This window comes from Pseudoalteromonas rubra (assembly GCF_000238295.3).
Classification (GTDB): Bacteria; Pseudomonadota; Gammaproteobacteria; order Enterobacterales; family Alteromonadaceae; genus Pseudoalteromonas; species Pseudoalteromonas rubra.
This window is the reverse complement of record NZ_AHCD03000027.1, coordinates 84,747-109,529: the sequence shown is the minus strand read 5'-3', so window position 1 is coordinate 109,529 and position 24,783 is coordinate 84,747. Positions and strand designations below refer to the sequence as shown.

Here is a 24,783-nt window from a genome sequence, read left to right as displayed (position 1 = left end):
GGTTGTTGCTGTACTAAGCAACAACGCATGAATCAGTCGAATAGGCTGTCTTCTATCCGAGATAGCTCGTCTTTCAACTTATAAACAAACTTGAGTTTGCGAATATGATCCGCCGCGCGCTGCAAGGCCGCTTCGTCTTGACTAACCAACAGCTCACCCAGACCTGCACTGTATTGCTGCTCCAATTGTCTGGCTTGCGCTTCAAAGGACTCGATTTCTGCTTCTGGGTCGGTACTGTGTGCAATATCCTCCAGTGCCTCACGCAGCTCCATTTGCTGCATCAAAAACGCCGGATCTTGCAAGGTTTGTTGCTCAGCACGAATATCCACACCACGCTCGCTCAACATGTATTCAGCGCGCTTTACTGGGTGTTTCAGTACCGCCAGAGCATCATTGATCTCAGCCGTTTTTTGCACCGCCAACAGTTTTTCTCGTTCACCCAGGTGGGCAAACTTATCGGGGTGAACGGCACGTTGCAGATCTAAATAACGCTGGTTTAAAGCTGCCAGGTCAACCTGATAGCTGACCGGTAAATCGAATAAGTCAAAATATCGCATACGCATCCAATACAGCAAAGCCCTACCAAGGCAGGGCTTTAGAGTTGTTAGTCACAAAAGAGATTATACGGTGAAACTTTCGCCGCAGCCACACTCGTCCTTTTGATTCGGGTTAATGAACTTAAACCCTTCGTTCAAACCTTCTTTCGTGTAGTCCAGCTCAGTGCCGTCGATATAAACCAGACTCTTAGCATCGACGATGATTTTGACGCCCCTTTCTTCAAAAACCTCATCGCCTTCGTCCAGTTCATCCACAAACTCAAGTACATAGGCAAGACCTGAACAGCCGGTCGTTTTAATGCCGACTCTCAGCCCAATGCCTTTACCACGGTTGGCCAAAAAAGTCTGTACTCGGCCTGCTGCCGACTCTGTCAGTGTCACTGCCATAGTTATCTCTTACTTCGCCTGTTTACTCTTGTAGTCTGCAATTGCAGCCTGAATTGCGTCTTCTGCCAGAATTGAGCAGTGGATTTTCACTGGCGGTAATTCTAGTTCAGCACTGATATCGGTGTTTTTGATTTCACCTGCTTCATCAAGTGTTTTACCTTTCACCCACTCAGTAACCAGCGACGATGATGCGATAGCACTACCACAGCCGTACGTTTTGAACTTTGCATCTTCGATGATACCTTCACCTGATACTTTGATCTGTAGCTTCATCACGTCGCCACATGCTGGTGCGCCAACCATACCCGTTGCGACACTCGGATCATTCTTGTCTAATGAACCAACGTTACGTGGGTTTTCCACGTGATCAATTACTTTGTTACTGTACGCCATAATTCTTTCCTCACTACCTGCCTATAGTATTAACTTGCTATACACGGATTTGCTTAATGGTGTGCCCATTCAACTGCATCTAAGTCAACGCCATCTTTGAACATTTCCCACAGCGGTGACATCTCACGCAAACGACCAATCGAGTCTTTGATGAGCTTAACGGTATAATCGATTTCTTCTTCAGTGGTAAAACGACCGATGCTGAAGCGGATTGAGCTGTGTGCCAGTTCATCGTTGCGGCCCAGTGCACGCAATACGTAAGACGGCTCCAGGCTCGCTGATGTACATGCTGAACCCGATGACACGGCAATGTCTTTAACCGCCATCAACAGTGACTCACCTTCAACAAAGTTGAAGCTCAGGTTGACAATACCTGGCACTGACTGGTCAATAGCACCATTGAAATACACTTCTTCCATATCCATCACGCCGTCCAGCAGACGCTTGCGCAGCGTGCTGATGTGGGCATGATCTTTTTCGAAATCTTCTTTGGCCACACGGAAAGCAGAGCCCATGCCCACGATTTGGTGGGTTGCCAGTGTACCTGAACGCATACCACGCTCATGACCACCACCGTGCATTTGCGCTTCAAGGCGTGCACGCGGCTTACGGCGGACATACAGTGCGCCAATCCCTTTAGGGCCATATACTTTGTGGCCAGAGAAAGACATAAAGTCGACTTTCAGCTGTTGCAGGTCGATCTGTACTTTACCGGCACTTTGCGCAGCATCCACATGGAACATAATTTTGCGCTCACGACACATCTCACCGATGGTGGCGATATCCTGAATCACACCCAGCTCATTGTTTACGTGCATAATGCTGATCAAAATGGTGTCTTCGCGAATTGCGGCTTCCAGCTTTTTCAGATCCAGCAAACCGTTTTCTTCGACTTCCATATACGTAACTTCGAAGCCCTGACGCTCTAATTCACGACAGGTATCCAGCACAGCTTTGTGCTCGGTTTTTACGGTAATTACGTGCTTGCCTTTCTTTTGATAGAAATTAGCCGCGCCTTTGATTGCCAGGTTGTTTGATTCGGTAGCCCCTGAAGTGAAAACAATTTCACGCGGATCAGCGTTGATCAAATCAGCGATATCGTTACGCGCCTGGTCAATCAGCTCTTCTGCCTGCCACCCAAAACGGTGCGAACGTGAGGCTGGATTACCAAAATTACCATCCATAGTCAGGCACTGCATCATCTCGTCTGCAACACGCTGATCAACCGGAGTGGTCGCTGCATAATCTAAATATATCGGTAATTTCATTTCTTTCTCCGCTAGACGCCAGTTTACAGCTGGCAACTCACTTGAATATTCTCTAATTGCTTCATTGCACTGTTAACCCCATTATCCTGACGCGTTGCAACAGACTGCACGTCGGAATTAGCGACTAACTCGGCGAGGGAAATACTGTTTAAAAACTCTTCAATGCGCATACTTAAGTCTGACCACAATGTATGAGTAAGACAGCGCATACCACTTTGGCAGCCGCCACCTTCACCATGACATCGAGTCGCATCTACGGATTCATCGACCGCGGCGATCACATCGCCAACGGAAATAGTATGCGCGTCGCGGCCCAGCAAGTAGCCGCCACCCGGTCCGCGAACAGAGCTCACTAAGCCATGTTTACGCAAACGGGCAAATAATTGTTCCAGGTATGACAGAGATATTTCCTGACGTTCGGAAATATCCGCCAGAGGCACGGGCCCAATATTTGCGTGTAGTGCGACGTCCAGCATCGCTGTCACTGCATATCTGCCTTTTGAAGTCAGTTTCATGCGTGCCCCCAGAAAAGTTATCAAGGCGCAAATTGTAATTACCTGACTAAGATAGTCAAGTATTAACCAACAACCAATCGCCCTGTGCTATGCGGATAACACGTAGGTAGGTACTTACCTAGCGTGTTCAATCTGCGCTTATCATAATACCCGACTAATTTCCTCAGGTATTATGGACATTGTAATTACCTGAGTATTTTAGTCAAGTATTTACGTATGAGATTATTTCAGCGCTTTGGTATATCTCATACCAAAACGCTAACCCCATCATTTTATTGATTTATTAATTGAGCTTAAAATACCGCGCAGGATGTTGAGCTCCTGATCTTCCGGACGAGCACGGTTAAACAGGCGTTTTAGCTTGGTCATGACCATGCCCGGGTGCTGCTTTATGATAAAACCGGTGTCGTTCAGAGTGGACTCAAGATGCTCATAGAACAGTTCCATTTGCTGCGAAGTGGGATATTGCGCGTCGTCCAGCTCAACTGGCTGCTCCTGACGATCCAGATAGGTCATACGGGTTTCATAGGCCAGCGTTTGCACCGCCATAGCCAGATTCAGCGAGCTGTACTCCGGGTTTGCAGGAATACACACGTGGTAATTACACAATTGCAGCTCTTCGTTGGTAAGACCGCTGTTTTCACGGCCAAACACCAATGCAACCGGGGTTTGCTCAGCACCATCTACCAGCTTTTGAGCACACTCACGCGGGCCAACCATAGGCCAGGATAAAGTACGAGAACGCGCACTGGTACCTATGGTTAAGGCACAATCAGCAATGGCGTCTTCGAGCTTCTCAACCTGAACCGCATTGCCCAGCACGTCAGTTGCACCGGCCGCCAGAGCGCTGGCATGGCTGTCTACCTCACACGCTGGATCCACCAAATAGAGTTTCGATAACCCCATGGTTTTCATCGCGCGTGCAACCGAGCCGATATTGCCTGAATGGGAGGTATTTACCAATACAATGCGAATGTCTTCTAATGCCATGTCTTATGCCTCAGGAAAAAATAATGGCGGAGTTTAGCACAAACGCGAATTCGCCAGATAGTAAAATCCGGACCAGACGCACCTGAATAGCAAAGAGCCAGCCTAAGTGAAAACCCCGGCACACTGTCTACCTCACCTAAACTGGCTGAATTTAAATCACTTTCTCAATCTGGTTAAAAAAAGCACACTTTTTTTGACTAAGGGTTATTTACTTTGCAGCAAAAATCGCTAGAATACGCCGGCTCGAAATTTTTAGTTCTTTTACAATTCAAAGGTAATGCTATGCATCCAATGTTAAACATTGCGGTACGCGCTGCGCGTAACGCGGGTAAGGTGATTCTACGTGCTTGTGAAAACATGTCTCAGGTTGAGACTTCACAAAAAGGTTCAAACGACTTCGTAACAAACGTAGATAAAGAAGCGGAACTGGTTATCCGCGACACAATTTTGAAAGCCTACCCGGAGCATGCAATTGTCGGTGAAGAGCTTGGCCACACAGATGGCAAGCAAGCCGATTACCTTTGGGTTATTGACCCGCTTGATGGCACCACTAACTTCATCAAGGGCATTCCACACTTTGCTATTTCTATCGCGCTGAAAGTAAAAGGCCGCGTTGAACAAGCTGTTGTATACGATCCAATCCGTGATGAGCTGTTTACAGCATCTCGCGGTCAGGGTGCACAATTGAACAGCAAACGTATTCGCGTTACTAAGAGTACTGAACTAGCAGGTTCTGTGCTGGCAACAGGCTTTCCGTTCAAACAAAAGCATCACCTGGACGCTTACACTGAAACCTTTAAAGCGCTGTTTATTCAAACCACCGATATCCGTCGCGCTGGCTCTGCGGCGTTGGACATGGCCTATGTTGCTGCGGGTCGTATCGATGGTTTCTACGAGATCGGTCTTAAGCCTTGGGACACAGCTGCGGGTGAACTACTGGTTAAAGAAGCCGGCGGCATGCTGATGGACTTCGCTGGCGGTGCCAACTATAACAACAGTGGAAACATTGTGTGTGGTGCCCCTAAACTGTGCCAGGCGATTGTAAAAGAAATTCGTCCAGTCCTGACTGAGTCACTACTTAAGTAAGCTGGACGAAAAAATTAAAAAACCCAAACATGTGTTTGGGTTTTTTTATGTCTGAAATTAAACCTGAATTACTTAATTTCAACGCGGGCTGAGCGCATCACCACTTCATCATTCAGTTCAATGCCGATCCCCGGCGCTTCAGACACCTTAAACACGCCTTTTTCTGGCTGAGGGTCCTGAAGACACAACTCACGATTCCACTTTTTAATCGCATAAGTATGATGTTCATGGATCAGGAAGTTAGGAATGGCCGTTTCCAGATGTAATGAGGCAGCCGTTGCGACGGGTCCGCCACAAACGTGCGCCTGAATGCGAATATCAAAAATATCGGCGTAATCACAAACCTTTTTGGTCTCAGTAAAACCACCACATAAACCAATATCCGGCTGCAATACATCAATACTCTGATCTTCAAAGTAAGGACGAACATCCCAGCGATTATACAAACGCTCACCACCGGCAATCGGTACTGCAGTTTTGTTGGCAACCTTGGCATGCAGAGAGTGGTTCAGGTAATTGACTGGTTCTTCGTAATACATACAGTCAAATTCTTCTGCAATTTCTGCAATTTGAATTGCGGACGTGGCACCAGGCAGACTGTGGCATTCGAAAATGATATCCACTTCATCGCCCACGGCCTCGCGGATCGCCTGCATACGTGCCCGATACAGCTTCATTTCGCCGCGCGAGATCAATTTAGTACGGTCGTAATATGTATTGCCGTCTTTGTCGTACATAATAGGGTCGACTTTGACTGCATCATAACCCTCAGCCAGCGCTTTGTGTGCTGCCTCAGCATATTCGTGAGGCTGTACCAATGCTTTAAATTCACTGTCCCAGTCAAACTGCAATTGCGACGCGTAAGTACGCAGCTCATCATTCACTTTACCGCCCAGCAGCTGATATACCGGCAGGTTCAATGCTTTGCCTTTAATGTCCCACAAGGCAGTATCAATGGCACTCATGGCTGCATACACCACAGGTCCACCACCTAAGCCCCAGAAGCTCTCACGCAACATGCGAGCCCACAACATTTCGGTCTGGAATGGGTCATGACCAATTAAAAATGCTTCTGCCATTTCTTTGATCATGGCTGCAGCGGCACTGTGTCCCAGGTCGTAGGCCAGGCCCGCTTCACCCACACCAGAAATTCCTTCATCCGTATGGATGCGAACAAAAACCGGGGTCCAGGCAGGTCTGTCCGGACAGTGAATATCAAACACTTCGACGCGATTAACTTTCATTTTGACTCCTATTCGGCAAAGCCAGGATCCAGGCGGTATGCCTTTCTCAACATGGCGGGCCAGGCTAATTGGCCACCGGTGCTACCACTGTGCACCACTTTTGCCTGATTATAAATATTGTCCTGAATGGGCTGCGGTACTTCAATCGCCGGACGACCCGTTGCCTGGATCGCGACCTGGATCTCACAGGCACGTTGCAGATCATAAAAACGCATGAAGGCATCACCGACCGTCGGTCCCACCGTTAACCCCCCATGGTTAACCAAGAGCATGTGGTTGGTGGTGCCCAGGTCATTCTGCAACCGCGCTTTTTCAGCCTCATTCACGGCCAGGCCTTCATATTCGTGATAAGACAACGAAGGCAGCGAAAACATGCTGTGCTGACTGAGTGGCAACAGGCCCCCTTCCAGACTCGCAACGGCAATGGTTTCTTTGGTGTGCAGATGGATCACACAATGGGCATCTTCTCGTACTTCATGAATGGCACTGTGAATGGTAAAGCCGGCCGGGTTTATTTCAAAAGGCGTGTCGTCCAGAATGGTGCCTTGCAGGTCCACTTTCACCAGATTAGAAGCGGTAACCTCATCAAAACTCAGCCCAAATGCATTAACCAGATAGTGATCTGTGCCTGGTAAACGGGCAGACATGTGTGTATAGATCAAGTCGCCCCAGCGAAAATGCTCCACAAGACGATAGCACGCCGCCAGATCAACACGCAGTCGCCACTCTTGCTCACTGACTTTGTCTTTAAGATTGAGTTTCGGCAATTCAAACATGGCTGTTCCTTTTGTTATAAAGCCCAATGTAATTTGGATGTATAGAAGTCTAAAACACTCACCTCCGGGATGCAATGATTCAATCCGGGAGAAAGCATAATCGTCGATGTGGATCAAAAAACCACCGGCAAGCGGTGGTTTTTTTTAATGTTGCCAGCCTACTATAGTTTAGACAGGTAATCGGCAATGGCTTCCAGCTCTGCATCAGACACGTTCGCAGTCATGGCTTTCATGGCTGCTGACATGCCATTGCTACGCGCGCCAGATTTAATGTCTTTCATCTGAGCCAGCAAATATTCTTTATTCTGCCCGGCCAGTTTAGGATACAAAGGCATGATAGGTGCTTTACCTTCTGCGCCATGACAGGTCTGACACATCTTCGCCGTGTACAAAGCCTTACCATCGGCAGCACTGGCTGTACCGGCAGAAAGCGCAGCAACGGCCAGGCCACTGGCTAACATTAATTGTTTCATCTTGCTCATATCTTTTCTCTTCTAATATAACGGATCAATTCAAGTGTAGTCTATGCCGCACTGTTATCCATACGCCGATGACGGTGAGCATATGGGTGCAGCCAGGGTACCTACCAAATCAGATCATCAGGCACTTCGAAGTCTGCATAAGGATCGTCTTCGTCCTTATCACTCTGGCCATCTTCCACGTGGAAGACAATGTACTTTTCATCGACTTCGGCAATCTTACGAGCCGGTTCATCCTGTAACACGTAGAACTGGCCTTCAAGTACGCATATCGCCAGTCGGCCTTTCGCCAAAGCTTGCTGCGTCTGGGCATTCACGTCCAGCTCTTTAACTTTGCTTTCATAAGTAAAGTTAAAGGTCACGTTGCCACGAATTTCTTCCTGGTTATGGTGTTCCAGAATTTGCTTAACCCGGGCTACCTGTTCACGCTCTTTTAGCTCAGCCTGCTTAGCCTTATTCTGCTCTTCGGCTTTTTGCTGTTGTGCCTGTTTGGTTTGCTCAATGTGTTTTTGCAGATCGCTGACGTCGCTGGTTGCACCTTTCTTTTTCTTTTTCTTCTGAGATTTGCGCTTTTCACTCTTCGCAATTTTCGCTTTGTGCTCGGTGGTCAGGCCCGCTTTCAAAAGTTGATCTTGTAGAGATCCCATAATGCCACTCCATAAATCTAGACTGACGCTATTTTAACGCAGTAGACGAATTTGACCACTGCTGCTGGCCGATACGGAAGAAAAATTTTATTAGCCAAAAATCTAGCAGAGTCTGAACTAAAAAATATGATTTACCGCAAGTTTTCTCTAATTGGCTTCGCAATTCCATTGTCTGACAGGCATAATTTGAGCGCTATTTGGTCATTGTGGATGCGTTATGTCTCTGCCGCACTTGTTGTTGTGCTCCGTCGCCATTTTTTGCGTTTTGTACGCACCCCAGCCGTTATTGTCGGTGTTTGCACACCAGTATCAGATAACACCAGCAAAATCTGGCATGCTTATGTCAGTGACTATGCTGCCGCTGGCGATTGCGCCCATATGCTACGGGTTATTATTTACGAAACGTAATCCACTGAAGATCATCAAAGTCGTGATGTTGCTGCTGGCACTGTGTTGCGTTGGGTTTGCGCTCAGCGGGCACTTTCAGTGGATGCTTGCAATACGCTTTGCTGAAGGGTTGCTACTCCCGGCTGCACTGACCGCCATGACAGGATACCTGGGACGTACCTATCAACACACCCAGCTCAAACGCACGATGAGCTGGTACATTGGCAGCACCATAGTTGGCGGCTATCTGGGTCGTACACTGGCTGCCAACTTTGCCGTGTGGTTCAACTGGCAAAGCTTTTATCTGCTCAATGCTGTGATGCTTGTGTTGCTGGCATGGAGGATCAATCCAACGCGTGCTCAGGCGGTGAGTAGTCAGGCAAATCATCCACTGGCTTATCTCAAGCCCTTGAAACAGGCAAATCTGTTGAGCCTCTATGGCGCGGTATTTTGTATGTTTTTTTGCTTTGCAGCGCTGCTCAACTATCTGCCTTTCATTCTCAGCAATGACTATCAGATAAGCGACCCTCGCCTGATTGGATGGGTTTATACGGGGTATCTGATCGGCGCGTGTTTGTCTTTGTCGACCCCACTGCTCAGTAAGTTATCGACCAGTATGTGGCAGATCCTCAGTGGCCTGTTTGCTTTGTACTGCCTGACCATTTTGGGCATGCTGTGGCATCACTTTTGGCTGTTTCTAGTGCTGTTTACTGTGTTTTGCGCCTGCATGTTTATGATCCATGCCAGTGCAGCTCCCCTGGCTAATCAACTCAGTAAAGCCGAAGCCACGGTAACCAATGGTGCCTACGTGTCTTTTTACTATTGTGGCGGCGCGCTGGGCTCTTATCTGCCAGGCATCATTTACCAGCGCTGGGGGCTGGTTTATTTTCTGCTTACGTTGCTGTTTGTGTGTAGCGGCGGTTTGCTGCTGGTGTGGCGGAATTACTGCCAAACAGAGCCGGAAAAAGCGAGCCTGATACACAAATCGTCGTAGCCTGGGTCACACTGTCACGACTCGCTCTGGCACGGTCAGCCACACAGGTTGATGACCAGTATGCTGCCAGAAACGCGTTAAATCAGCTAAAGACAGCACCCAGGTTTTGTCATTTTCGAAAGGATGACATTGCCACAGTACCGCGTCACTCAGCGCCTCATCCAGCCATAGCTGGACTTGCTGCTCTGGGTCATTGGCAACCGCCAGCGCAGAGACACAGCCTGGTTTTATCCCTAAATATTGCTGCAGCCGACTATCAGAAGCAAACCCGATCCGGGATAAATCTTGTTGTTTAGACAAAGCCTTAAGGTCAATTTGTTTATCTGCTGTGGTGATCAACAAAATATGTTGTCGGCCATAATTGTCGCGTAAAAAGAGGTTTTTCAGGCGTGTGCCGCTGCGTTCAAGGGCCAATTTATCAGCATCCTGACAGGTTGCCAGAGGGGGATGCTGATAAGCCTGGTAAATGATGTCCAACTTATGAAGCAACGCCGCCAATTGAGAGACTGTCAGCGTGCTCATTGACAAATACCACGTAACTGCACGCTGCGGTCGCGCCAAAACACCTGCTCTATCTTGTAGCCGGACTCACAGTAACGGGCATCACTGAGTGCTTTTTTAAGCCTGACAACCGCTTCGTCTTCCAGTTTGAGTTTCATCTCAGACGAGTCTTCGACTCTTTGCTGATCCGCGAAGCGCTTTAAATCACGTCGGGATACCGGCTTACTGGTATCCAAATTCATTTGCGGGGTGGCTTTAACAGTGACGACAAACGCAAACTCGTCCTGCCCTTTCGCATTAACGCGTTGATGTAGTTGTTGACTTTCGACTTCCAGAAGTGGCCCCTCTGGCTTACTGCTACAAGCACTGAGCAGTAGTACGGCGCCAAGCAGTAGACTCGCACGTATCATAAATTTCTCTGTATTTTTTGCCCAGTGTATCAAAGCAACGCGGTTATTTGGCAAGTTTTTTATGACCAAGACTTGACGCTGAGTAGCGAAATGTTTTAAATTCTCACCGTCAAATCGACACCGGAAGTGGGGCTATAGCTCAGCTGGGAGAGCGCCTGCCTTGCACGCAGGAGGTCAGCAGTTCGATCCTGCTTAGCTCCACCACTTTCCGCCTTTCTTTTATGTCTCTCTTTATCTTTAATCTGTTTGTTATCAGCAAATTAAACTGTGTACTGGGTCATCCTTGAACCCATAAAAATCAATTTCTGATCTGGCCGTCGCCATTCACCAGGTATTTTTCAGTCGTCAGTGATTCCAGTCCCATCGGACCATAGGCATGCAATTTTGTTGTTGCAATACCGATTTCAGCGCCCAACCCAAGCTGACCGCCATCGCTGAACCGTGATGAAGCATTCACCATGACCACCGAAGCATCAACGCTGCGCTGAAATAAGTCCGCAGTCTGCCTATCCTGCGTACAGATCACTTCGGTGTGATGACTGCCAAAGCGGTCGATGTGTGCCACAGCCGCCCTGAAATCAGCCACTTGTTTAATGGCAATCTCCAGGCTCAGGTACTCTTCACCAAACTCATCATCCGCTAGCACTGTAGCATTGTCGAAGTAGCCGGCACTCGCCTGATCAGCATTGATCTTAACACCGCGCTGCTGCAAAGCCTCTGCGGCTTGTGGTAAAAACTGCTCAGCAATGTCCTGATGGACAATCAGCCCCTCAAGTGCGTTACACACGCCGGTGCGCTGGGTTTTACCGTTAAGTAGCAATTGCAGCGCCTTATCAAGATCCGCATCCTTATCGACATACAAATGACATACCCCTTTAAAATGCTGGATCACTGGCACAGTACTGTTTTGAGTCACAAACTGGATCAGGCCTTCACCACCGCGTGGGATGATCAGGTCAATGTAGTCTTTTTGCTGCATCAGCTCCATCATCAGGCTGCGGTCCGGATCGGGTATCACACTAATCAAAGCCTTAGGCAGATCATGAGCCTCCAGCACGGTATGTAACACAGAGGCAATGGCAAGCGAGCTTTGCAGTGCCTCTTTACCACCACGTAGGATCACCCCATTGCCCGATTTAAAGCACAAAGCACCGGCATCTGCTGTCACGTTTGGACGAGCTTCATAAATCATACAAACGACGCCAAGAGGCACCCGCATTTTCCTGATCTCAATGCCATTGGGTCGTGAGCCTAAATCACGCACTGTACCAACCGGATCGGGTAACTCAATAATGGTTTCAATTCCCTGTGCCATATCTTCAATACGCTCTGGCGTGAGTGTCAGGCGATCAACCATGGCAGCTGGCAACTGATTATCACGTGCCGCCGCCAAGTCCTGTTGGTTAGCATCAATGATTGCATCCATATTGGCTCTGAGCGCGCCCGCCATACCACGCAATACCGCGTCTTTTTGGGTGCTGGATAATAGCGCCAGAGTTTTCGCCGCCTGTGCGGCATTATGTGCAATGTCTGTAATTAAGCTCATGAATTTCTTTCCTCAAATACGGCAATATCATTTTGTGAGATAACAGGCCCGATACTATTCTGAACCTGTTCGGTCACTATGTCTTTATCCTGCTGGGCAATAAAATTAAGCAAACAGCTGCTGTAATTACAGTTTGCTTTTGCCAGCTTCTGACCATCTTCGCTCCTGACCAGTACGGTTTCTCCCGCTGAAAAGTCACCATTGACAGCAACGATATCATCACAGCTCAGTGCATCAAACTGGCCGGATTCAACAATCAATTCTCCCTGCTCTGACGCGGTGTGTGTCATCCAATGCAGCGCTTCTTGCATCGGTGTGTCATAAGGCAGAAAACGCGTTCCCGGATTAGCACCATTGAGTAATTCGGTGAAGGTATCTTCGTTAAACCCGTTTACGATATAAGTGACAATACCGTGAGAGGTGGCTTTTTCCGCCGCCTGTAACTTAGTTTTCATGCCTCCGGTGCCAACACTGCTGGTCGGGCCGCCCGTCATTGCATAGATCTCCGGGGTGAGTTCACCCACCGTATCTAACAACCTGGCATCCGCGTTTTTATTCGGATCTTTGTCATACAAGCCATTCACATCTGAACAAATGATCAGGCAGTCTGCATCTGCTGCCGCTGCAACCATGGCTGACAAATTGTCGTTATCACCAACCTTTAAATCATCTGTTGTCACCGCATCATTCTCGTTGATAATAGGCAAGATCCCTTGCTCCAGTAAAGTGAACAATGTTTCACGAATACTGTTGTATCGGTCACGGTCTCGTAAATCACCATGGGTTAGCAATAACTGGGCTGAAGGAAAGTCAAAAAAACGCTCCCAGGTCGAGATCATTTCAGTCTGCCCCGCTGCTGCCATGGCCTTTTTTACCGCCACCGAACTTTTATCTTTGTTCTTAAACAAATGCGACCCTGCGGCCACGGCGCCGGATGACACCAGTAGCACTTCTTTGCCTTTGGCACGGCACTGAACGATGAACTGAGCAATGTTCAGCAGGTAACGAGAGCGACAGCCATCCTGCTCTGGCGCAATTAACGCACTGCCGATTTTTATCACGATGCGTTGAGATGTTTCAATTGACATGTTTTTTCCGTTTTACATTATCCTCATGCGCGCAGCACCCTGGTTGATACTACAACACCTCTTTGTCAGCTTACGCGACCACAAAAGATAAGATAACAACGGCTTCGAAATACCCACTCACACAAATACAGCATACATTTCGAAACGGCAAACAGACAGACCTCTGACATGCACGCACTGAACTATTCAGTACTAACAAGCAACTGTGGCTGCGAAAACTAAGAAAGATTGATTGTGACCTGAGAGACATGCTCTGCTGGTCGAGCCGTTTTTTGCAGGCTCACCATGGTTTGGTGTGGCAAAAAAGGCCTGATCGCAATGAATAATTGCGCACATGGGTAGATAGATTGATGATGGGCACGCAGCCCGCTCGAATAAACGCTTATTACCATAACGCGGATCCAGTTCAAATTGCAACCCTAGCAGATATAGGCGGTTTATAGTCGCCATAAGTACAATTGATAGTCTATAAATATCACCATATTATGACCAAAAATCAGCATCATTTATTGAATGGACACACTGTAAAAAAGTCATGCTTGTTGCTAGTTCGAGCAGAACTAACACTTTATTTGTTGTTTGACTGTGCTATAACCAAGCAAACACTATAATTACATTTACCCCAACTTGTGGGAGCAGCTATGTCAGCTATTTATATTGCCGGGATTGCATTATTTTCTGTTTTAGCCCAATGGCTTGCCTGGGTTTGTCGGGTACCGGCTATTTTGTTTTTACTACTTACGGGTCTGTTACTTGGCCCTATATCTGGTCAGCTTCAACCGGATCAACTGCTGGGCGATCTACTGTTTCCTGTGGTCTCCCTGTCTGTTGCCATTATCTTATTTGAAGGGGCATTGACGTTACACTTTCACGAGCTTAAAGGAATTGGCAAAGTCGTCAGAAATTTATGCTCGATAGGGATGCTCACCACATTTATCATTCTCACCGCCAGCGCTATCTGGCTGTTAGAACTGGACTGGCGAGTGGCAGCAGTACTGGGCGCGGTATTGGTGGTTACAGGCCCAACAGTAATAGCCCCCATGCTCAACGCCATGCGGCCACAAAAAGACATTGATCGGATCCTGCGCTGGGAAGGCATTGTTATCGACCCCATAGGCGCATTGTTCGCCGTTTTGGTGTTCGAGGCGGTGAACCAGGTGGGAGAAGCTGCCGTGTTCAGCCATACCATACTGGCGCTGTTTTCAACGCTGGGTGTGGGGACCTCTGTGGGGATTGTGGCAGGCTGGCTTACGACGACTATCATTCGGCGCGAGTGGCTCCCCTATGAGCTGCATAAGTTTGGTATTCTGGCATTGGTGCTGTTCAGCTTTACCCTGGCCAATCACCTGAGCCACGAATCCGGCCTGCTGGCCGTGACCATTTTTGGCATTTGGCTTGCCAATCAGGACGACCTGGAAATCGATTCGGTGCTTGAGTTCAAAGAAGATTTATCCATGATCCTAATCTCGAGTCTGTTCATTCTGCTCGCTGCACGGCTGCAACTGGAAGACCTCATGCTGCTTGATAGCGACGTGTTCATCTTTCTGGCTATTGTGCTGTTTGTCGCCCGCCCCCTGAGTATTGCTGTATCAACCTTTGGTAGTGATCTGCCACTGCGTTCCCGACTGATACTTGCCTGGATCGCGCCACGCGGCATTGTTGCTGCGGCGGTCGGCTCCGTATTCGCATTGAGTATGATGCAATCAGGTTATCCCGACGCCAACAAAATGGTGCCATTGATCTTTATGGTGATCATTGTCACGGTGATCTTACAAAGCCTGACAGCGACCCCTCTGGCACGCCTGCTCAAAGTTCGCCAGCCCGCGCCCAACACCTTATTACTCATAGGTGCGAATCACGTATCACGCGCCATCGCCAAAGGGCTCACAGAGCAAAATGTCGATGTTTACCTGTCAGATCCGGCGTGGGAAAACTGTAAAATGGCACGGATGGACGGACTGCCCTGTTACTACGGTAACCCGCAATCCGAGCACGCGGAGCGTTACCTGCCCTTAACCAGCCTGAAATCAGTGATGGCGCTTTCTCCCAACCGACATCATAATGCGCTTGGTGTGCAATATTTCTCGCATCTGCTGGGCGAGCAGAATGTATTTTCTCTCAAATCCTCAACCAACCATGCCAAAGCAAATAAAGACAGTGCCACTTTCTTATCGCGTCAATTGCTGTTTGGCGATGAAGGTAACTATGCCAAATTAAGCAGCATGATGGCCAAAGGCGGCAAAGTCAGCGCAACCAGGCTGTCAGAAGAGTTCACCTGGTCGCAATATCAGGAAGTAAACAAAGAAGCCATTCCCCTGTTTATCATTGGAGAAGCCGGCAAAAACGACGATGGTTTGCCCGTGCGGCCATTTACACCAGATATGAAAAACGCACCAGGCAGCGGGGAGCGCGTTCTGGCACTGCAACCGCCTAAGCTGTCAGTACTCAGAGATCCGGCGCAAAAAGAAGCGCCTATAGGAGAAAAACTCGGCGACTAAGGCGCTTCAGCTTTACATAGGTAGCCGGGCACGCTTTACCACGCTGTCCGGCATTTTCTGCGCCAGCAACGCCAGGGCGGTTTCAATGCGCTTATGCAGCTTTTTATCGGCAACGGCCGCATGGAATAGCCAGCGATAAGCATCCTCATAATCCCTTGGGCTGCCATAGCCTTTATTAAACAAGTCGACCAGACGTAACTGGGCTTTCAAATTGCCCAACACGGACGCTTCACGCAAATAAGTGACAGCCATACGCTTATCCATCTGCACCAGTTTGCCCAGGTCATAATAGCGGCCAAGTTGCTCCAGCGCCGGTGCTAACCCCTGTTCAGCAGCCTTACGCATATAATATAAGCCAAGTTCCACATTGCGCTCTACACAGACCGCGTAGGCCAGCATATCGCCATACAGAAACTGGTAGGAGGGCAGCGCCATTATTTCGGCGCGGGCTTCAATATCCTGAACCAGCTGACATTCATCGTCTTTCACGCGCTTCAGATGGGCATTACGGCCGATCAATTCCAGTAACTCTGCCTGACTGTATAAGGGGACAGCCTCTATCGCCTCTTCACTTTTAGAGCCTGGGCTAACAAGTAAGCAAGTGCTTACAATTAGCGCAGATATCATGCTTAGTTGCTTGTTCATATTCAATACGTACCAATGACACATTGAGATTAATTATACAATAAATGTGCCACAGCGCAGGCTTGGAAGATATGATGTGGTATTGCAGACATAAAAAAAGCTGCCGTAGCAGCTTTTTTTATTTTTAATGCTTATTCGCCGAATGGGTTGCGAACAATCATAGTTTCAACGCGGTCCGGGCCGGTTGAAATGATGTCGATTGGTACACCAGTCAGTTCCTCAAGGCGCTTGATGTAGTTAACAGCGGCTTCTGGCAGCGCTTCAACCGTCGTTGCACCAAAGGTGTTTTCTGACCAGCCAGGCATCTCTTCGTAGACTGGCGTGACTTTCTCGTAGCCTTCAGCAGCCAGAGGTGTCACGTTCGTTACCGTGCCATCTTCCAACTGGTAACCAGTACAGATCTTGATAGTTTCAAGACCATCCAGTACATCCAGTTTAGTCAGACAGAAACCTGAAATGCTGTTGATCTGGATTGCACGACGCATTGCAACGGCATCAAACCAACCAGTGCGACGCAGGCGACCTGTGGTAGCACCAAACTCGTGGCCTTTCTCACCAAGGTGTTTACCAACTGGATCTTGCTTGTCCTGACCGTCGTAAAGCTCTGTCGGGAACGGGCCTGAACCAACACGTGTGGTGTAAGCTTTTACGATACCCAGTACATAGTCCAAGTGCAAAGGACCAAAACCAGCACCAGTCGCAACACCACCGGCTGTGGTATTAGACGAGGTTACATAAGGGTATGTACCATGGTCAATATCAAGCAGGGTACCCTGAGCGCCTTCAAACAGGATGTTATCGCCCTTCAGACGCGTTTGGTCCAACAGCTCGGTTACGTCGACAACCATAGACTTCAGGATTTGAGCAATTTCCATTGCTTCATCATAGGTCTTCTGGAAGTCAACTGGGTCTACTTTGTAGTAGTTAACCAGGCTGAAGTTATGGTACTCAAGCACTTCTTTGAGCTTAGCTGCAAACTGTTCAGGGTTGAACAAATCGCCAACACGCAGGCCACGACGCGCTACTTTATCTTCATAAGCAGGGCCGATACCACGTCCTGTTGTACCGATTGCTTTGTTACCACGTGCCAATTCACGTGCCTGATCCAAAGCAACATGGTAAGGCAAGATCAACGGACAAGCTTCACTGATCAACAAACGTTCACGAACTGGTACGCCACGCTCTTCCAGCATGCGTACTTCTTTCATTAGCGCGTCTGGTGCCAATACCACACCGTTACCGATAATACATTTTACGTTATCACGCAGAATGCCAGACGGGATAAGGTGCAGAACGGTTTTTTCACCGTTGATCACCAGTGTGTGGCCCGCATTATGTCCGCCCTGATAGCGAACAACCAAAGAAGCCTTATCTGTCAGCAGGTCTACAACCTTACCTTTACCTTCGTCACCCCACTGGGTGCCCAATACAACGACGTTTTTACCCATTGCAAAATCACTTAGAAAAAATTAGGCGCAGATTTTATCAGAAAAGCCCGTTCAAAACACCCCATTACGGCTATTTTTTCCGCACTCGCCGGGATCCTGATGAATTTAGGCGGTTTTCTTTATCTTATCTGATCAAGGGGTGTCGTCAGCGACAGAGAATAGCCATCACTAAAATGTAAAAAACCCCGCTACTGCGAGGTTTTTTATACCAATTGACACCATGTTATTGATGTCAATCGAAGATGGGATTATTCACCTTTCTTGTTCTTCATGTAATCGAAGAACTCGCTGTCTGGTGACAATACCATGACATCACCTTTGCTGGTGAAGGTATTTTTATATGCTTCCAGCGAGCGAACAAAACCGAAGAACTCCGGATCTTTGTTGTAGGCGTCAGCATAAATTTTCGCAGCCTGGGCATCACCCTGACCACGTACGGCACGTGCATTACGTTCCGCATCTGCCAGCATAACCGTTACTCGGCGGTCAACTTCAGCACGAATGATCTCAGCCTTTTCCTGACCTTCTGAACGGTGCTCTTTGGCCACAGCAGTACGCTCAGCACGCATCCGCTGGAAGATAGAGTTACTAACTTCGTTCGGCAGGTTAATTTGCTTCACGCGCACGTCCAGTACTTCAATACCCAGTTCCTGGGCACTTTCAGATGCCTGTACCAGTGCTTCTTCCATCAGCTCACTACGCTCACCCGAAACGATTTCCTTAATGGTACGCGAACCGAAGTTGGTTCTCAGACCATTGTTCACTTTCTGCTTCAACAGAGTTTCAGCATACTGTTTATCACCTCTGGCACGCAGATAGTAAGCAGAGAAATCGTTCACACGCCATTTCACGAATGAATCAACGATCAGGTCTTTTTTCTCACTGGTCACGAAACGGTCTGGCGCACCATCCAGCGTCTGAATACGTGCATCAATACGACGTACCTGACTAAAGAATGGCACCTTCAGGTGCAGACCCGGCTCATAGACTACCGCGTTATCCTGGCTGTCTTTTTGTACTTTACTGAATAGTAAAACAATGGCGCGCTGACCTTCTGTGACAACAAACACCGATGAGAAAGCCAAAAATGCGGCAATGATCAATCCTACAACAGTCATGTTTTTCATATCAGTTACCTCCCACCATTGTTAAAACGGTCACGTGAAAAACGATCATCACTGCTATTAACTGTGCTGTTGCGTGACTGACCTAGTGACTGACGTAGCTGATTGATGTCATTCTGGCTCGGTAAGGTGACCTGAGAGCCAGGCTTGCCTTGTTGCATAATTTTATCTAGCGGCAGATACATCATATTATTACCGCCTTTTACATCAACCAGTACTTTAGAGCTGTTACCCAGCACTTGTTCCATGGTTTCGATGTATAGACGTTCACGGGTAACCTGCTTGGCAGCCTGATACTCCGGCAGCAGCTTTTCAAAGCGCTCAACCTCACCCTGTGCTTCCAGTGTGATACGCTCTTTATAACCTTCGGCTTCCTGAGTCATACGCGTTACCTGACCACGAGCACGAGGCTCAATTTCTCTTGCATAGGCTTCTGCTTCACGGATGAAACGTTCTTCATCTTCTTGTGCTGCGATGGCGTCATCGAACGCATCTTTAACTTCCGCAGGCGGACGCGAATCTTTAAAGTTCACATCGGTGACTATGATGCCCAGGTTATAAGGTTCGATGATTTTAGTTAACTCATCCCAGGTGCGCTGACGCACTAACTCACGACCTGTGGTTAAGACCTGGTCCATGCGAGAGTGACCCACAACATAGCGCAATGCACTATCAAGCGCTTGCTGCAAGCTGTGATCGGCATCGGTTACGCTGAAGCGATACAAAGTTGGATCAACCACGCGATACTGTACTTCAAACTCAACACTTACCACGTTTTCGTCTTCGGTCAGCATAAAACCGGATGCCGACAGTGAGCGAACCGCTTCAATATCAATGGGGATAACACGCTCAATGAAAGTCATTTTCCAGCGCAGGCCCGGCTCGGCGATACGGTTAAATTCGCCGAATTGCAGCACGATGCCACGTTCGGCTTCTTTCACTGTGTAAATACCGCTCAGTGCCCAAACAACAAACGCAATCAGCAGCACAAACACCGTACCGGCACCGCCGATACCACCGCCTTTGCCTGGCTTACCGCCAAACATACCGCCAAACTTGTTGTTGAATTTGCGGAATACCTCGTCTAAGTCAGGTGGCCCCTGATCACGACCGCCGCGGTTCTTCCACGGGTCGTTATCATTGCCATTATTACCCGGTTCGTTCCAGGCCATAGCTATACTCCATTGTTATAAAATGAATTAATCTAAATCTAACAAAAAACACAGAGATCTAATAGAGAAATGCGTGCGATATGCGGCTTTTTCAATCCCCAACCACAAATTGCTCTATTTCTTGCCCCTGTTCTTTCTTTAATCTTTCCCAGTCAGCCTGCGGCAGTCTGATATCCAATAACCAGTTTCCGGCCTCATCATAAGATTCGCCATTGACCGCATTGAGGTTGAACAAAGCGCCACGTAACTTGCCGAATGCCGGCGGTATAATGAGCTGGTGCGCAAAAATCTTCTTCGCCAACAACTCAGAAATCGCTTGTTCAAGCAACTCACTGCCTTCACCAGTATGGGCCGATAACCAAACGCGTATCGGAGCGCCCTGCTCGTCTCTGTCTATTTTAGGGTTGATCTCGTCAACCAGATCAATTTTGTTGTAAACCAACAGTTGAGGAATTTCATCTGCCTCAATTTCTTTGAGGACCGATTGTACCTCTTCTATGTTTTCTTTTCTTCTCTGATCTGCTACATCTACCACATGCAGCTGCAAATCTGCTTCTCGCGTTTCTGTCAGGGTAGCTTTAAATGCAGCAACCAAATCATGAGGCAAATGGCGTATAAACCCAACCGTATCAGCAAAGATAACTGGCCCAACATCTGCTATCTCCAGCTTGCGCAGGGTCGGGTCTAAGGTCGCAAAAAGCTGATCAGCTGCATACACATCTGCGTGTGTCACATGGTTAAATAAGGTCGACTTTCCTGCGTTGGTATAACCAACCAACGACACCGTCGGAATTTCATTGCGACTACGAGCACGACGCCCTTGCTCGCGCACCGTTGCTACCTTTTCAAGTCGTTTACGGATACTTTTGATCCGCTCTCTGAGTAACCGCCGGTCGGTTTCCAGCTGAGTTTCACCCGGCCCACGCAAGCCTATCCCGCCTTTTTGTCTTTCAAGGTGAGTCCAGCCGCGGATCAGGCGAGTTGAAATATGCCGTAGCTGCGCCAATTCAACCTGCAATTTACCTTCGTGGGTACGTGCACGTTGAGCAAAAATATCTAAAATTAAGGTCGTTCTATCTAATACACGACAACGGCAGACACGCTCTAAGTTGCGCTCTTGAGAGGGACTGAGTTGATGATTAAAGATGATGACATCTGCATTGTGAGTTCTGACAATCTCAGCGATTTCTTCTGCTTTCCCCGTCCCGACAAATAATTTCGGGTGAGGCGCCTGACGGCTGCCTTGCACAACCGTCAAACAACTAACACCAGCAGAAGACACTAGCATTTCCAGCTCGCGAAGATCTTCTCGATCTCCTTCATTCGGAAACTCTATATGTACTAAGACTGCCTGTTCGCCGGCTTCATAACGGTCAAACAAGCATTACGCTCCTACTATCGACTAAAAACGATTAAAAGTTACCATCTTCGCCATGATCTGCACTGTCACTACCTTGAGTGTTCTGGAAATTTACAGCACGAGCAGGCACCACAGTGGAAATGGCATGTTTGTAAACCATTTGATTTACAGTGTTTTCAAGCAAGATGACGAACTGATCAAAGGACTGGATCTTGCCTTGTAATTTGATACCGTTAACTAAAAAGATGGAAACGGGAATGCGCTCACGACGTAAGACATTCAAAAATGGGTCTTGTAACGATTGGCCTTTTGCCATGTTCTTATCCTTCGTTCTAGGTGTTATTATGTTGAGATAGTTGAAATAATCTGAATAAAAAGATTCCCTCAACCTCTATTAGCTTAGCGAACTTAATACACGTTGCAAGTTTTCTTGCCCGTCGGTTTCAAGCCAGGTGACATCTGGCCAACTACGTAACCAGGTTAATTGTCGCTTCGCTAACTGCCTGGTTGCTGCGATCCCTTTGAAGAGCATTTCTTCATAATCGCACTCACCAGCCAAATGCTCCCACATCTGCCGATACCCCACACAACGAATGGAAGGCAAATCTGGATGCAAATCATCTCGCTGATATAAGGCCAAAACTTCGTTTTTAAAGCCCTGATCCAGCATTATTTTAAATCTTTTTTCTATCCTTTCGTGCAGTATCTTACGATCCTTCGGTGCAATTGCAAACTGGTGAAACTGATATGGCAAAGGCGCTTGTTTGGCTTTTTGCAATTCCGTCATCGTTTTGCCCGTTAGGCGATAGACTTCCAGCGCTCTATTAATCCGCTGTGAATCATTTTCACTGATTTTGCTTGCCGCTTGCGGATCGATCGCCGTCAGCTGCGCATGTAAAGCAGGCCAGCCCAGTACATTTGCCTCTTGTTCCAGTGTTGCGCGCACTTGTGGACAAGCTTCCGGCAAGGGTGATAACCCCTCTATCAACCCTTTGAAGTACATCATAGTACCGCCAACCAACACTGGCACTTTGCCTTGCTGGTGCAGTCGATCGATACAGGCGATGGCATCACGTCGAAAATCCGCCACAGAATAACTCTCGGCCGGATCCAGCATATCGATCAGGTGATGCGGCGCCATGGCCTGCTCAGCAGCATCAGGCTTGGCAGTGCCTATGTCCATACCTTTATAAACCAGTGCAGAGTCCACACTGATAATCTCGCTGTTTAATTGTTGACAGAGCTCAATGGCCAACGCGGTTTTACCGGCGGCGGTTGGCCCCATCAAGGTAATAACGGGTTTTACTTGCACGCTGTTTCTCTACTGCTGTTGGTGCTGCAACCGTTCAGTGGTTGCAGACAGGACAAGAACTCATTGTTCTTGTTGGGACAAGCTTGATAACTTGCTTTGATCTATTGTAACCGCTTTTGCCTCAATTTGAGCACAGCTTCTGGCATTTTTTATGATTTTTTCTGCCACGGCCGCAAAGTGTTGCGAATAAAAATATTCCGCCGGGGTAGTTACTTGCAGCCAATTTAACCAGGCATCCAGTGTTTGCTCCTGCATTACGCAAGCACTCAGCACCTGCTCAAGGCACTGCGGTACGTCAAGGCTATATAAGCTCAACGGCAGCTTTTTAATCATCACGTAGCGTTCATGCGCCTGAATGGCAAAGCCCAATAATGTCAGCCAGGATTCCTGCGCCATTACGCGCGCAATTTCTTCCGCACTGAGATTCACGCGCACCGGCAACAATAAGGCTTTGCCCTGCAAGGTACCATCTTGCTCAATTTGCGCTTGCCAGGTCTCAATCAGACCATCTCGGCAGTGCCCCAGTCGGAGCTCCCCCTCCTGCGTAAACAACACCGCTCCTTCTGCTAATACAAGAAAGCGGGTTACTTCCGTGCGCTGTGGCTGTATCTGCTCGTCTGCCTGCGGTGCCGGCTGCGGCATATCAGCAACCGTGGCCATCCCCTGGTAAAGCTCGTTCACATTAACTTGTCGGGACTTAGCAGCGCCTGAACTGTTGCTGCTTTTCGCACCACTTCGATAACCCGGGTTGGGCGCAAACGCAGCGGAACCCGATCCTGAAACGGAAGTCCGAGCACCATCTTGCACCGACCCATAGTCACTCTGTAATGGTGAACGATATGCCTGGTGTTGACGCGCATCCTGTGAAGAAAACGGTTCAGATACTGGCGGGCTATGGGGTTCTTGTACATCACTCATAACGCTGGTCGCCAGCGGAGGTTCAGCCGCCGGTAAAGGTAACTCCGGGACGTCGCTGAGCACTACCTGTTTGACAGCCTGAACGATGAAGTCATGGATAAGCCGGGCCTGATGAAAACGCACTTCGTGCTTAGCCGGATGTACATTGACATCCACCTGAGTGGGATCCAGTTCAAGATAAATCACAAATCCAGGCGTATCAACGGCCCCTGCAGTCTCTTCAAAGGCTTGTCGAATAGCATGCAAAATTAACTTATCGCGCATCATGCGGCCGTTCACATAGGTGTACTGAGTCTGATTATTGCTGCCCACTGGCAGTACCCAGCCATACAACTTCAAACCATCATGGCCAGACTCAACAAAACTCGCTTGTTGCGCAAAGATTTTACCAGCAACCTGAGCAACGCGCTCAACGCTGTATGGATCGGGTCGGGCACGAAACTGTCTGATCACTTTCTGGTTATGAGTGAGCGTCAGGGCCAGGTCAAAGCGACTCAATGCAATACGCTTGATCAGCTCATCAATGTGACTGAATTCGGTTTTTTCAGTACGTAAAAACTTACGTCTCGCCGGCGTATTAAAGAACAGATCCTTCACTTCAATGGTGGTGCCATTGGGGTGGGCTGTTGGCTGGATCTGAACCGTCATGTCACGGCCCTCGGCAAATGCCTGCCAGGCCGTCTCCTGCTCTGCCGGTTTGGAGCTCAGTGTCAGCCGCGATACCGAACTGATTGAAGCCAGTGCTTCACCACGAAACCCCAGTGACGCAATACACTCCAGATCGTCCAGGGTTTTCAGCTTACTGGTTGCATGACGGGACAATGCCAAAGTCAGTTCATCTTTGACTATCCCAGCGCCGTTGTCCCGGATCCGGATCAGTTTATGACCACCACGCTCTATGTCGATCTGAATGCGTGTTGCACCGGCATCAATGCTGTTTTCAACCAGCTCTTTGACCACTGACGCGGGGCGCTCAACTACCTCCCCCGCGGCTATCTGGTTGGCCAGCCTGGCTGGTAAAATTTCAATGCTCACAGT

Annotated in this window: 25 protein-coding genes and 1 tRNA gene; 4 read left to right on the top strand and 22 right to left on the bottom strand. The window is 48.5% G+C overall.

What is annotated here, in order from left to right; genetic code table 11:
- Positions 1 to 32: 32 nt before the first annotated feature.
- From hscB to trmJ, 6 genes are all read right to left on the bottom strand, one after another.
- Positions 33 to 557, bottom strand: a complete 525-nt coding sequence (hscB, locus tag PRUB_RS04965; RefSeq protein WP_010384022.1) for a co-chaperone HscB — start codon at positions 555 to 557, stop codon at positions 33 to 35.
- A 63-nt stretch (positions 558 to 620) separates the two neighbouring features.
- Positions 621 to 944 carry an iron-sulfur cluster assembly protein IscA gene (gene iscA, locus PRUB_RS04960; protein WP_010384020.1) on the bottom strand — a complete coding sequence of 108 codons (324 nt, stop codon included), beginning with the start codon at positions 942 to 944 and terminating at the stop codon, positions 621 to 623.
- Between the two features lie 9 nt (positions 945 to 953).
- Positions 954 to 1,337 (bottom strand): Fe-S cluster assembly scaffold IscU, encoded by a 384-nt coding sequence (gene iscU, locus PRUB_RS04955; protein ID WP_010384017.1) that lies wholly within the window; start codon positions 1,335 to 1,337, stop codon positions 954 to 956.
- 53 nt (positions 1,338 to 1,390) lie between these two features.
- A complete protein-coding gene (locus PRUB_RS04950; protein ID WP_010384016.1) occupies positions 1,391 to 2,605 on the bottom strand; it encodes an IscS subfamily cysteine desulfurase in 1,215 nt (404 codons plus the stop codon).
- Between the two features lie 23 nt (positions 2,606 to 2,628).
- Complete coding sequence (gene iscR / locus PRUB_RS04945) at positions 2,629 to 3,120, bottom strand: Fe-S cluster assembly transcriptional regulator IscR (protein ID WP_010384014.1); 492 nt, start codon at positions 3,118 to 3,120, stop codon at positions 2,629 to 2,631.
- A 267-nt stretch (positions 3,121 to 3,387) separates the two neighbouring features.
- The gene (trmJ, locus tag PRUB_RS04940; RefSeq protein WP_010384012.1) at positions 3,388 to 4,110 is read right to left on the bottom strand and encodes a tRNA (cytosine(32)/uridine(32)-2'-O)-methyltransferase TrmJ; all 723 of its coding nucleotides are present in this window, start codon (positions 4,108 to 4,110) and stop codon (positions 3,388 to 3,390) included.
- Between the two features lie 282 nt (positions 4,111 to 4,392).
- On the opposite strand from trmJ, the gene suhB reads away from it, so the two are divergent.
- Positions 4,393 to 5,196 carry an inositol-1-monophosphatase gene (suhB, locus tag PRUB_RS04935; RefSeq protein ID WP_010384011.1) on the top strand — a complete coding sequence of 268 codons (804 nt, stop codon included), beginning with the start codon at positions 4,393 to 4,395 and terminating at the stop codon, positions 5,194 to 5,196.
- Positions 5,197 to 5,264: 68 nt separating this feature from the next.
- Here suhB and PRUB_RS04930 read toward each other — a convergent pair whose 3' ends face one another.
- From PRUB_RS04930 to PRUB_RS04915, 4 genes are all read right to left on the bottom strand, one after another.
- Complete coding sequence (locus PRUB_RS04930; protein ID WP_010384009.1) at positions 5,265 to 6,440, bottom strand: mandelate racemase/muconate lactonizing enzyme family protein; 1,176 nt, start codon at positions 6,438 to 6,440, stop codon at positions 5,265 to 5,267.
- Between the two features lie 8 nt (positions 6,441 to 6,448).
- A complete protein-coding gene (locus tag PRUB_RS04925) occupies positions 6,449 to 7,216 on the bottom strand; it encodes a class II aldolase/adducin family protein (protein WP_010384007.1) in 768 nt (255 codons plus the stop codon).
- A 161-nt stretch (positions 7,217 to 7,377) separates the two neighbouring features.
- Entirely contained in the window at positions 7,378 to 7,698 is a 321-nt protein-coding gene (locus PRUB_RS04920) for a c-type cytochrome (RefSeq protein WP_010384005.1), read from the bottom strand.
- A 101-nt stretch (positions 7,699 to 7,799) separates the two neighbouring features.
- Positions 7,800 to 8,342 (bottom strand): DUF2058 domain-containing protein, encoded by a 543-nt coding sequence (locus PRUB_RS04915; protein WP_010384004.1) that lies wholly within the window; start codon positions 8,340 to 8,342, stop codon positions 7,800 to 7,802.
- A gap of 217 nt (positions 8,343 to 8,559) precedes the next feature.
- Between PRUB_RS04915 and PRUB_RS04910 the strand changes: the two genes are divergently transcribed.
- A complete protein-coding gene (locus tag PRUB_RS04910; protein WP_010384002.1) occupies positions 8,560 to 9,723 on the top strand; it encodes an MFS transporter in 1,164 nt (387 codons plus the stop codon).
- 6 nt (positions 9,724 to 9,729) lie between these two features.
- Here PRUB_RS04910 and PRUB_RS04905 read toward each other — a convergent pair whose 3' ends face one another.
- Together PRUB_RS04905 and PRUB_RS04900 are read right to left on the bottom strand one after the other, a co-directional pair.
- Complete coding sequence (locus PRUB_RS04905; RefSeq protein ID WP_010383999.1) at positions 9,730 to 10,245, bottom strand: prolyl-tRNA synthetase associated domain-containing protein; 516 nt, start codon at positions 10,243 to 10,245, stop codon at positions 9,730 to 9,732.
- Positions 10,242 to 10,634, bottom strand: coding sequence for a hypothetical protein (locus tag PRUB_RS04900; RefSeq protein WP_010383997.1), 393 nt, complete (start codon positions 10,632 to 10,634; stop codon positions 10,242 to 10,244). The genes PRUB_RS04905 and PRUB_RS04900 overlap by 4 nt, the downstream gene beginning before the upstream one ends.
- A 128-nt stretch (positions 10,635 to 10,762) precedes the next feature.
- On the opposite strand from PRUB_RS04900, the gene PRUB_RS04895 reads away from it, so the two are divergent.
- Positions 10,763 to 10,838 (top strand) — tRNA-Ala (locus PRUB_RS04895).
- A gap of 94 nt (positions 10,839 to 10,932) precedes the next feature.
- Here PRUB_RS04895 and PRUB_RS04890 read toward each other — a convergent pair.
- Both PRUB_RS04890 and proB read right to left on the bottom strand, forming a co-directional pair.
- Complete coding sequence (locus tag PRUB_RS04890) at positions 10,933 to 12,180, bottom strand: glutamate-5-semialdehyde dehydrogenase (protein ID WP_010383994.1); 1,248 nt, start codon at positions 12,178 to 12,180, stop codon at positions 10,933 to 10,935.
- Positions 12,177 to 13,268, bottom strand: coding sequence for a glutamate 5-kinase (gene proB / locus PRUB_RS04885; protein ID WP_010383992.1), 1,092 nt, complete (start codon positions 13,266 to 13,268; stop codon positions 12,177 to 12,179). Before proB ends, PRUB_RS04890 begins: the two co-directional genes overlap by 4 nt.
- A gap of 641 nt (positions 13,269 to 13,909) precedes the next feature.
- Here proB and PRUB_RS04880 point away from each other — a divergent pair.
- Positions 13,910 to 15,766: a cation:proton antiporter gene (locus PRUB_RS04880; protein WP_010383990.1), complete on the top strand. Its 1,857-nt coding sequence runs from the start codon at positions 13,910 to 13,912 to the stop codon at positions 15,764 to 15,766.
- 12 nt (positions 15,767 to 15,778) lie between these two features.
- On the opposite strand, the gene PRUB_RS04875 is transcribed toward PRUB_RS04880, so the two are convergent.
- From PRUB_RS04875 to mutL, 8 genes are all read right to left on the bottom strand, one after another.
- Positions 15,779 to 16,393: a tetratricopeptide repeat protein gene (locus tag PRUB_RS04875; RefSeq protein ID WP_010383988.1), complete on the bottom strand. Its 615-nt coding sequence runs from the start codon at positions 16,391 to 16,393 to the stop codon at positions 15,779 to 15,781.
- 149 nt (positions 16,394 to 16,542) lie between these two features.
- Positions 16,543 to 17,859, bottom strand: a complete 1,317-nt coding sequence (locus PRUB_RS04870; RefSeq protein ID WP_010383986.1) for an adenylosuccinate synthase — start codon at positions 17,857 to 17,859, stop codon at positions 16,543 to 16,545.
- 248 nt (positions 17,860 to 18,107) lie between these two features.
- Positions 18,108 to 18,986, bottom strand: coding sequence for a protease modulator HflC (gene hflC, locus PRUB_RS04865; protein WP_010383983.1), 879 nt, complete (start codon positions 18,984 to 18,986; stop codon positions 18,108 to 18,110).
- Between the two features lie 5 nt (positions 18,987 to 18,991).
- Complete coding sequence (gene hflK / locus PRUB_RS04860) at positions 18,992 to 20,155, bottom strand: FtsH protease activity modulator HflK (RefSeq protein ID WP_010383980.1); 1,164 nt, start codon at positions 20,153 to 20,155, stop codon at positions 18,992 to 18,994.
- A 91-nt stretch (positions 20,156 to 20,246) separates the two neighbouring features.
- Positions 20,247 to 21,536, bottom strand: coding sequence for a ribosome rescue GTPase HflX (hflX, locus tag PRUB_RS04855; RefSeq protein ID WP_010383979.1), 1,290 nt, complete (start codon positions 21,534 to 21,536; stop codon positions 20,247 to 20,249).
- A 31-nt stretch (positions 21,537 to 21,567) separates the two neighbouring features.
- Positions 21,568 to 21,831: an RNA chaperone Hfq gene (gene hfq, locus PRUB_RS04850; protein WP_010383977.1), complete on the bottom strand. Its 264-nt coding sequence runs from the start codon at positions 21,829 to 21,831 to the stop codon at positions 21,568 to 21,570.
- Positions 21,832 to 21,909: 78 nt separating this feature from the next.
- Entirely contained in the window at positions 21,910 to 22,800 is an 891-nt protein-coding gene (gene miaA, locus PRUB_RS04845) for a tRNA (adenosine(37)-N6)-dimethylallyltransferase MiaA (RefSeq protein ID WP_010383976.1), read from the bottom strand.
- A gap of 87 nt (positions 22,801 to 22,887) precedes the next feature.
- Entirely contained in the window at positions 22,888 to 24,780 is a 1,893-nt protein-coding gene (gene mutL / locus PRUB_RS04840; protein WP_010383974.1) for a DNA mismatch repair endonuclease MutL, read from the bottom strand.
- Positions 24,781 to 24,783 lie beyond the last annotated feature (3 nt).

Coding starts and splice junctions, on each gene's coding strand:
- hfq (WP_010383977.1), bottom strand. CDS start 21,831: ATGGCAAAAGGCCAATCGTTACAAGACCCATTTTTGAATGTCTTACGT.
- proB (WP_010383992.1), bottom strand. CDS start 13,268: ATGTCAATTGAAACATCTCAACGCATCGTGATAAAAATCGGCAGTGCG.
- miaA (WP_010383976.1), bottom strand. CDS start 22,800: ATGGGGCCAACCGCCGCCGGTAAAACCGCGTTGGCCATTGAGCTCTGT.
- hflC (WP_010383983.1), bottom strand. CDS start 18,986: ATGAAAAACATGACTGTTGTAGGATTGATCATTGCCGCATTTTTGGCT.
- iscA (WP_010384020.1), bottom strand. CDS start 944: ATGGCAGTGACACTGACAGAGTCGGCAGCAGGCCGAGTACAGACTTTT.
- PRUB_RS04950 (WP_010384016.1), bottom strand. CDS start 2,605: ATGAAATTACCGATATATTTAGATTATGCAGCGACCACTCCGGTTGAT.
- iscR (WP_010384014.1), bottom strand. CDS start 3,120: ATGAAACTGACTTCAAAAGGCAGATATGCAGTGACAGCGATGCTGGAC.
- PRUB_RS04905 (WP_010383999.1), bottom strand. CDS start 10,245: ATGAGCACGCTGACAGTCTCTCAATTGGCGGCGTTGCTTCATAAGTTG.
- PRUB_RS04875 (WP_010383988.1), bottom strand. CDS start 16,393: ATGATATCTGCGCTAATTGTAAGCACTTGCTTACTTGTTAGCCCAGGC.
- PRUB_RS04910 (WP_010384002.1), top strand. CDS start 8,560: ATGTCTCTGCCGCACTTGTTGTTGTGCTCCGTCGCCATTTTTTGCGTT.
- PRUB_RS04930 (WP_010384009.1), bottom strand. CDS start 6,440: ATGAAAGTTAATCGCGTCGAAGTGTTTGATATTCACTGTCCGGACAGA.
- PRUB_RS04920 (WP_010384005.1), bottom strand. CDS start 7,698: ATGAGCAAGATGAAACAATTAATGTTAGCCAGTGGCCTGGCCGTTGCT.
- suhB (WP_010384011.1), top strand. CDS start 4,393: ATGCATCCAATGTTAAACATTGCGGTACGCGCTGCGCGTAACGCGGGT.
- PRUB_RS04915 (WP_010384004.1), bottom strand. CDS start 8,342: ATGGGATCTCTACAAGATCAACTTTTGAAAGCGGGCCTGACCACCGAG.
- PRUB_RS04880 (WP_010383990.1), top strand. CDS start 13,910: ATGTCAGCTATTTATATTGCCGGGATTGCATTATTTTCTGTTTTAGCC.
- hflK (WP_010383980.1), bottom strand. CDS start 20,155: ATGGCCTGGAACGAACCGGGTAATAATGGCAATGATAACGACCCGTGG.
- trmJ (WP_010384012.1), bottom strand. CDS start 4,110: ATGGCATTAGAAGACATTCGCATTGTATTGGTAAATACCTCCCATTCA.
- PRUB_RS04870 (WP_010383986.1), bottom strand. CDS start 17,859: ATGGGTAAAAACGTCGTTGTATTGGGCACCCAGTGGGGTGACGAAGGT.
- iscU (WP_010384017.1), bottom strand. CDS start 1,337: ATGGCGTACAGTAACAAAGTAATTGATCACGTGGAAAACCCACGTAAC.
- PRUB_RS04925 (WP_010384007.1), bottom strand. CDS start 7,216: ATGTTTGAATTGCCGAAACTCAATCTTAAAGACAAAGTCAGTGAGCAA.
- PRUB_RS04890 (WP_010383994.1), bottom strand. CDS start 12,180: ATGAGCTTAATTACAGACATTGCACATAATGCCGCACAGGCGGCGAAA.
- PRUB_RS04900 (WP_010383997.1), bottom strand. CDS start 10,634: ATGATACGTGCGAGTCTACTGCTTGGCGCCGTACTACTGCTCAGTGCT.
- hscB (WP_010384022.1), bottom strand. CDS start 557: ATGCGATATTTTGACTTATTCGATTTACCGGTCAGCTATCAGGTTGAC.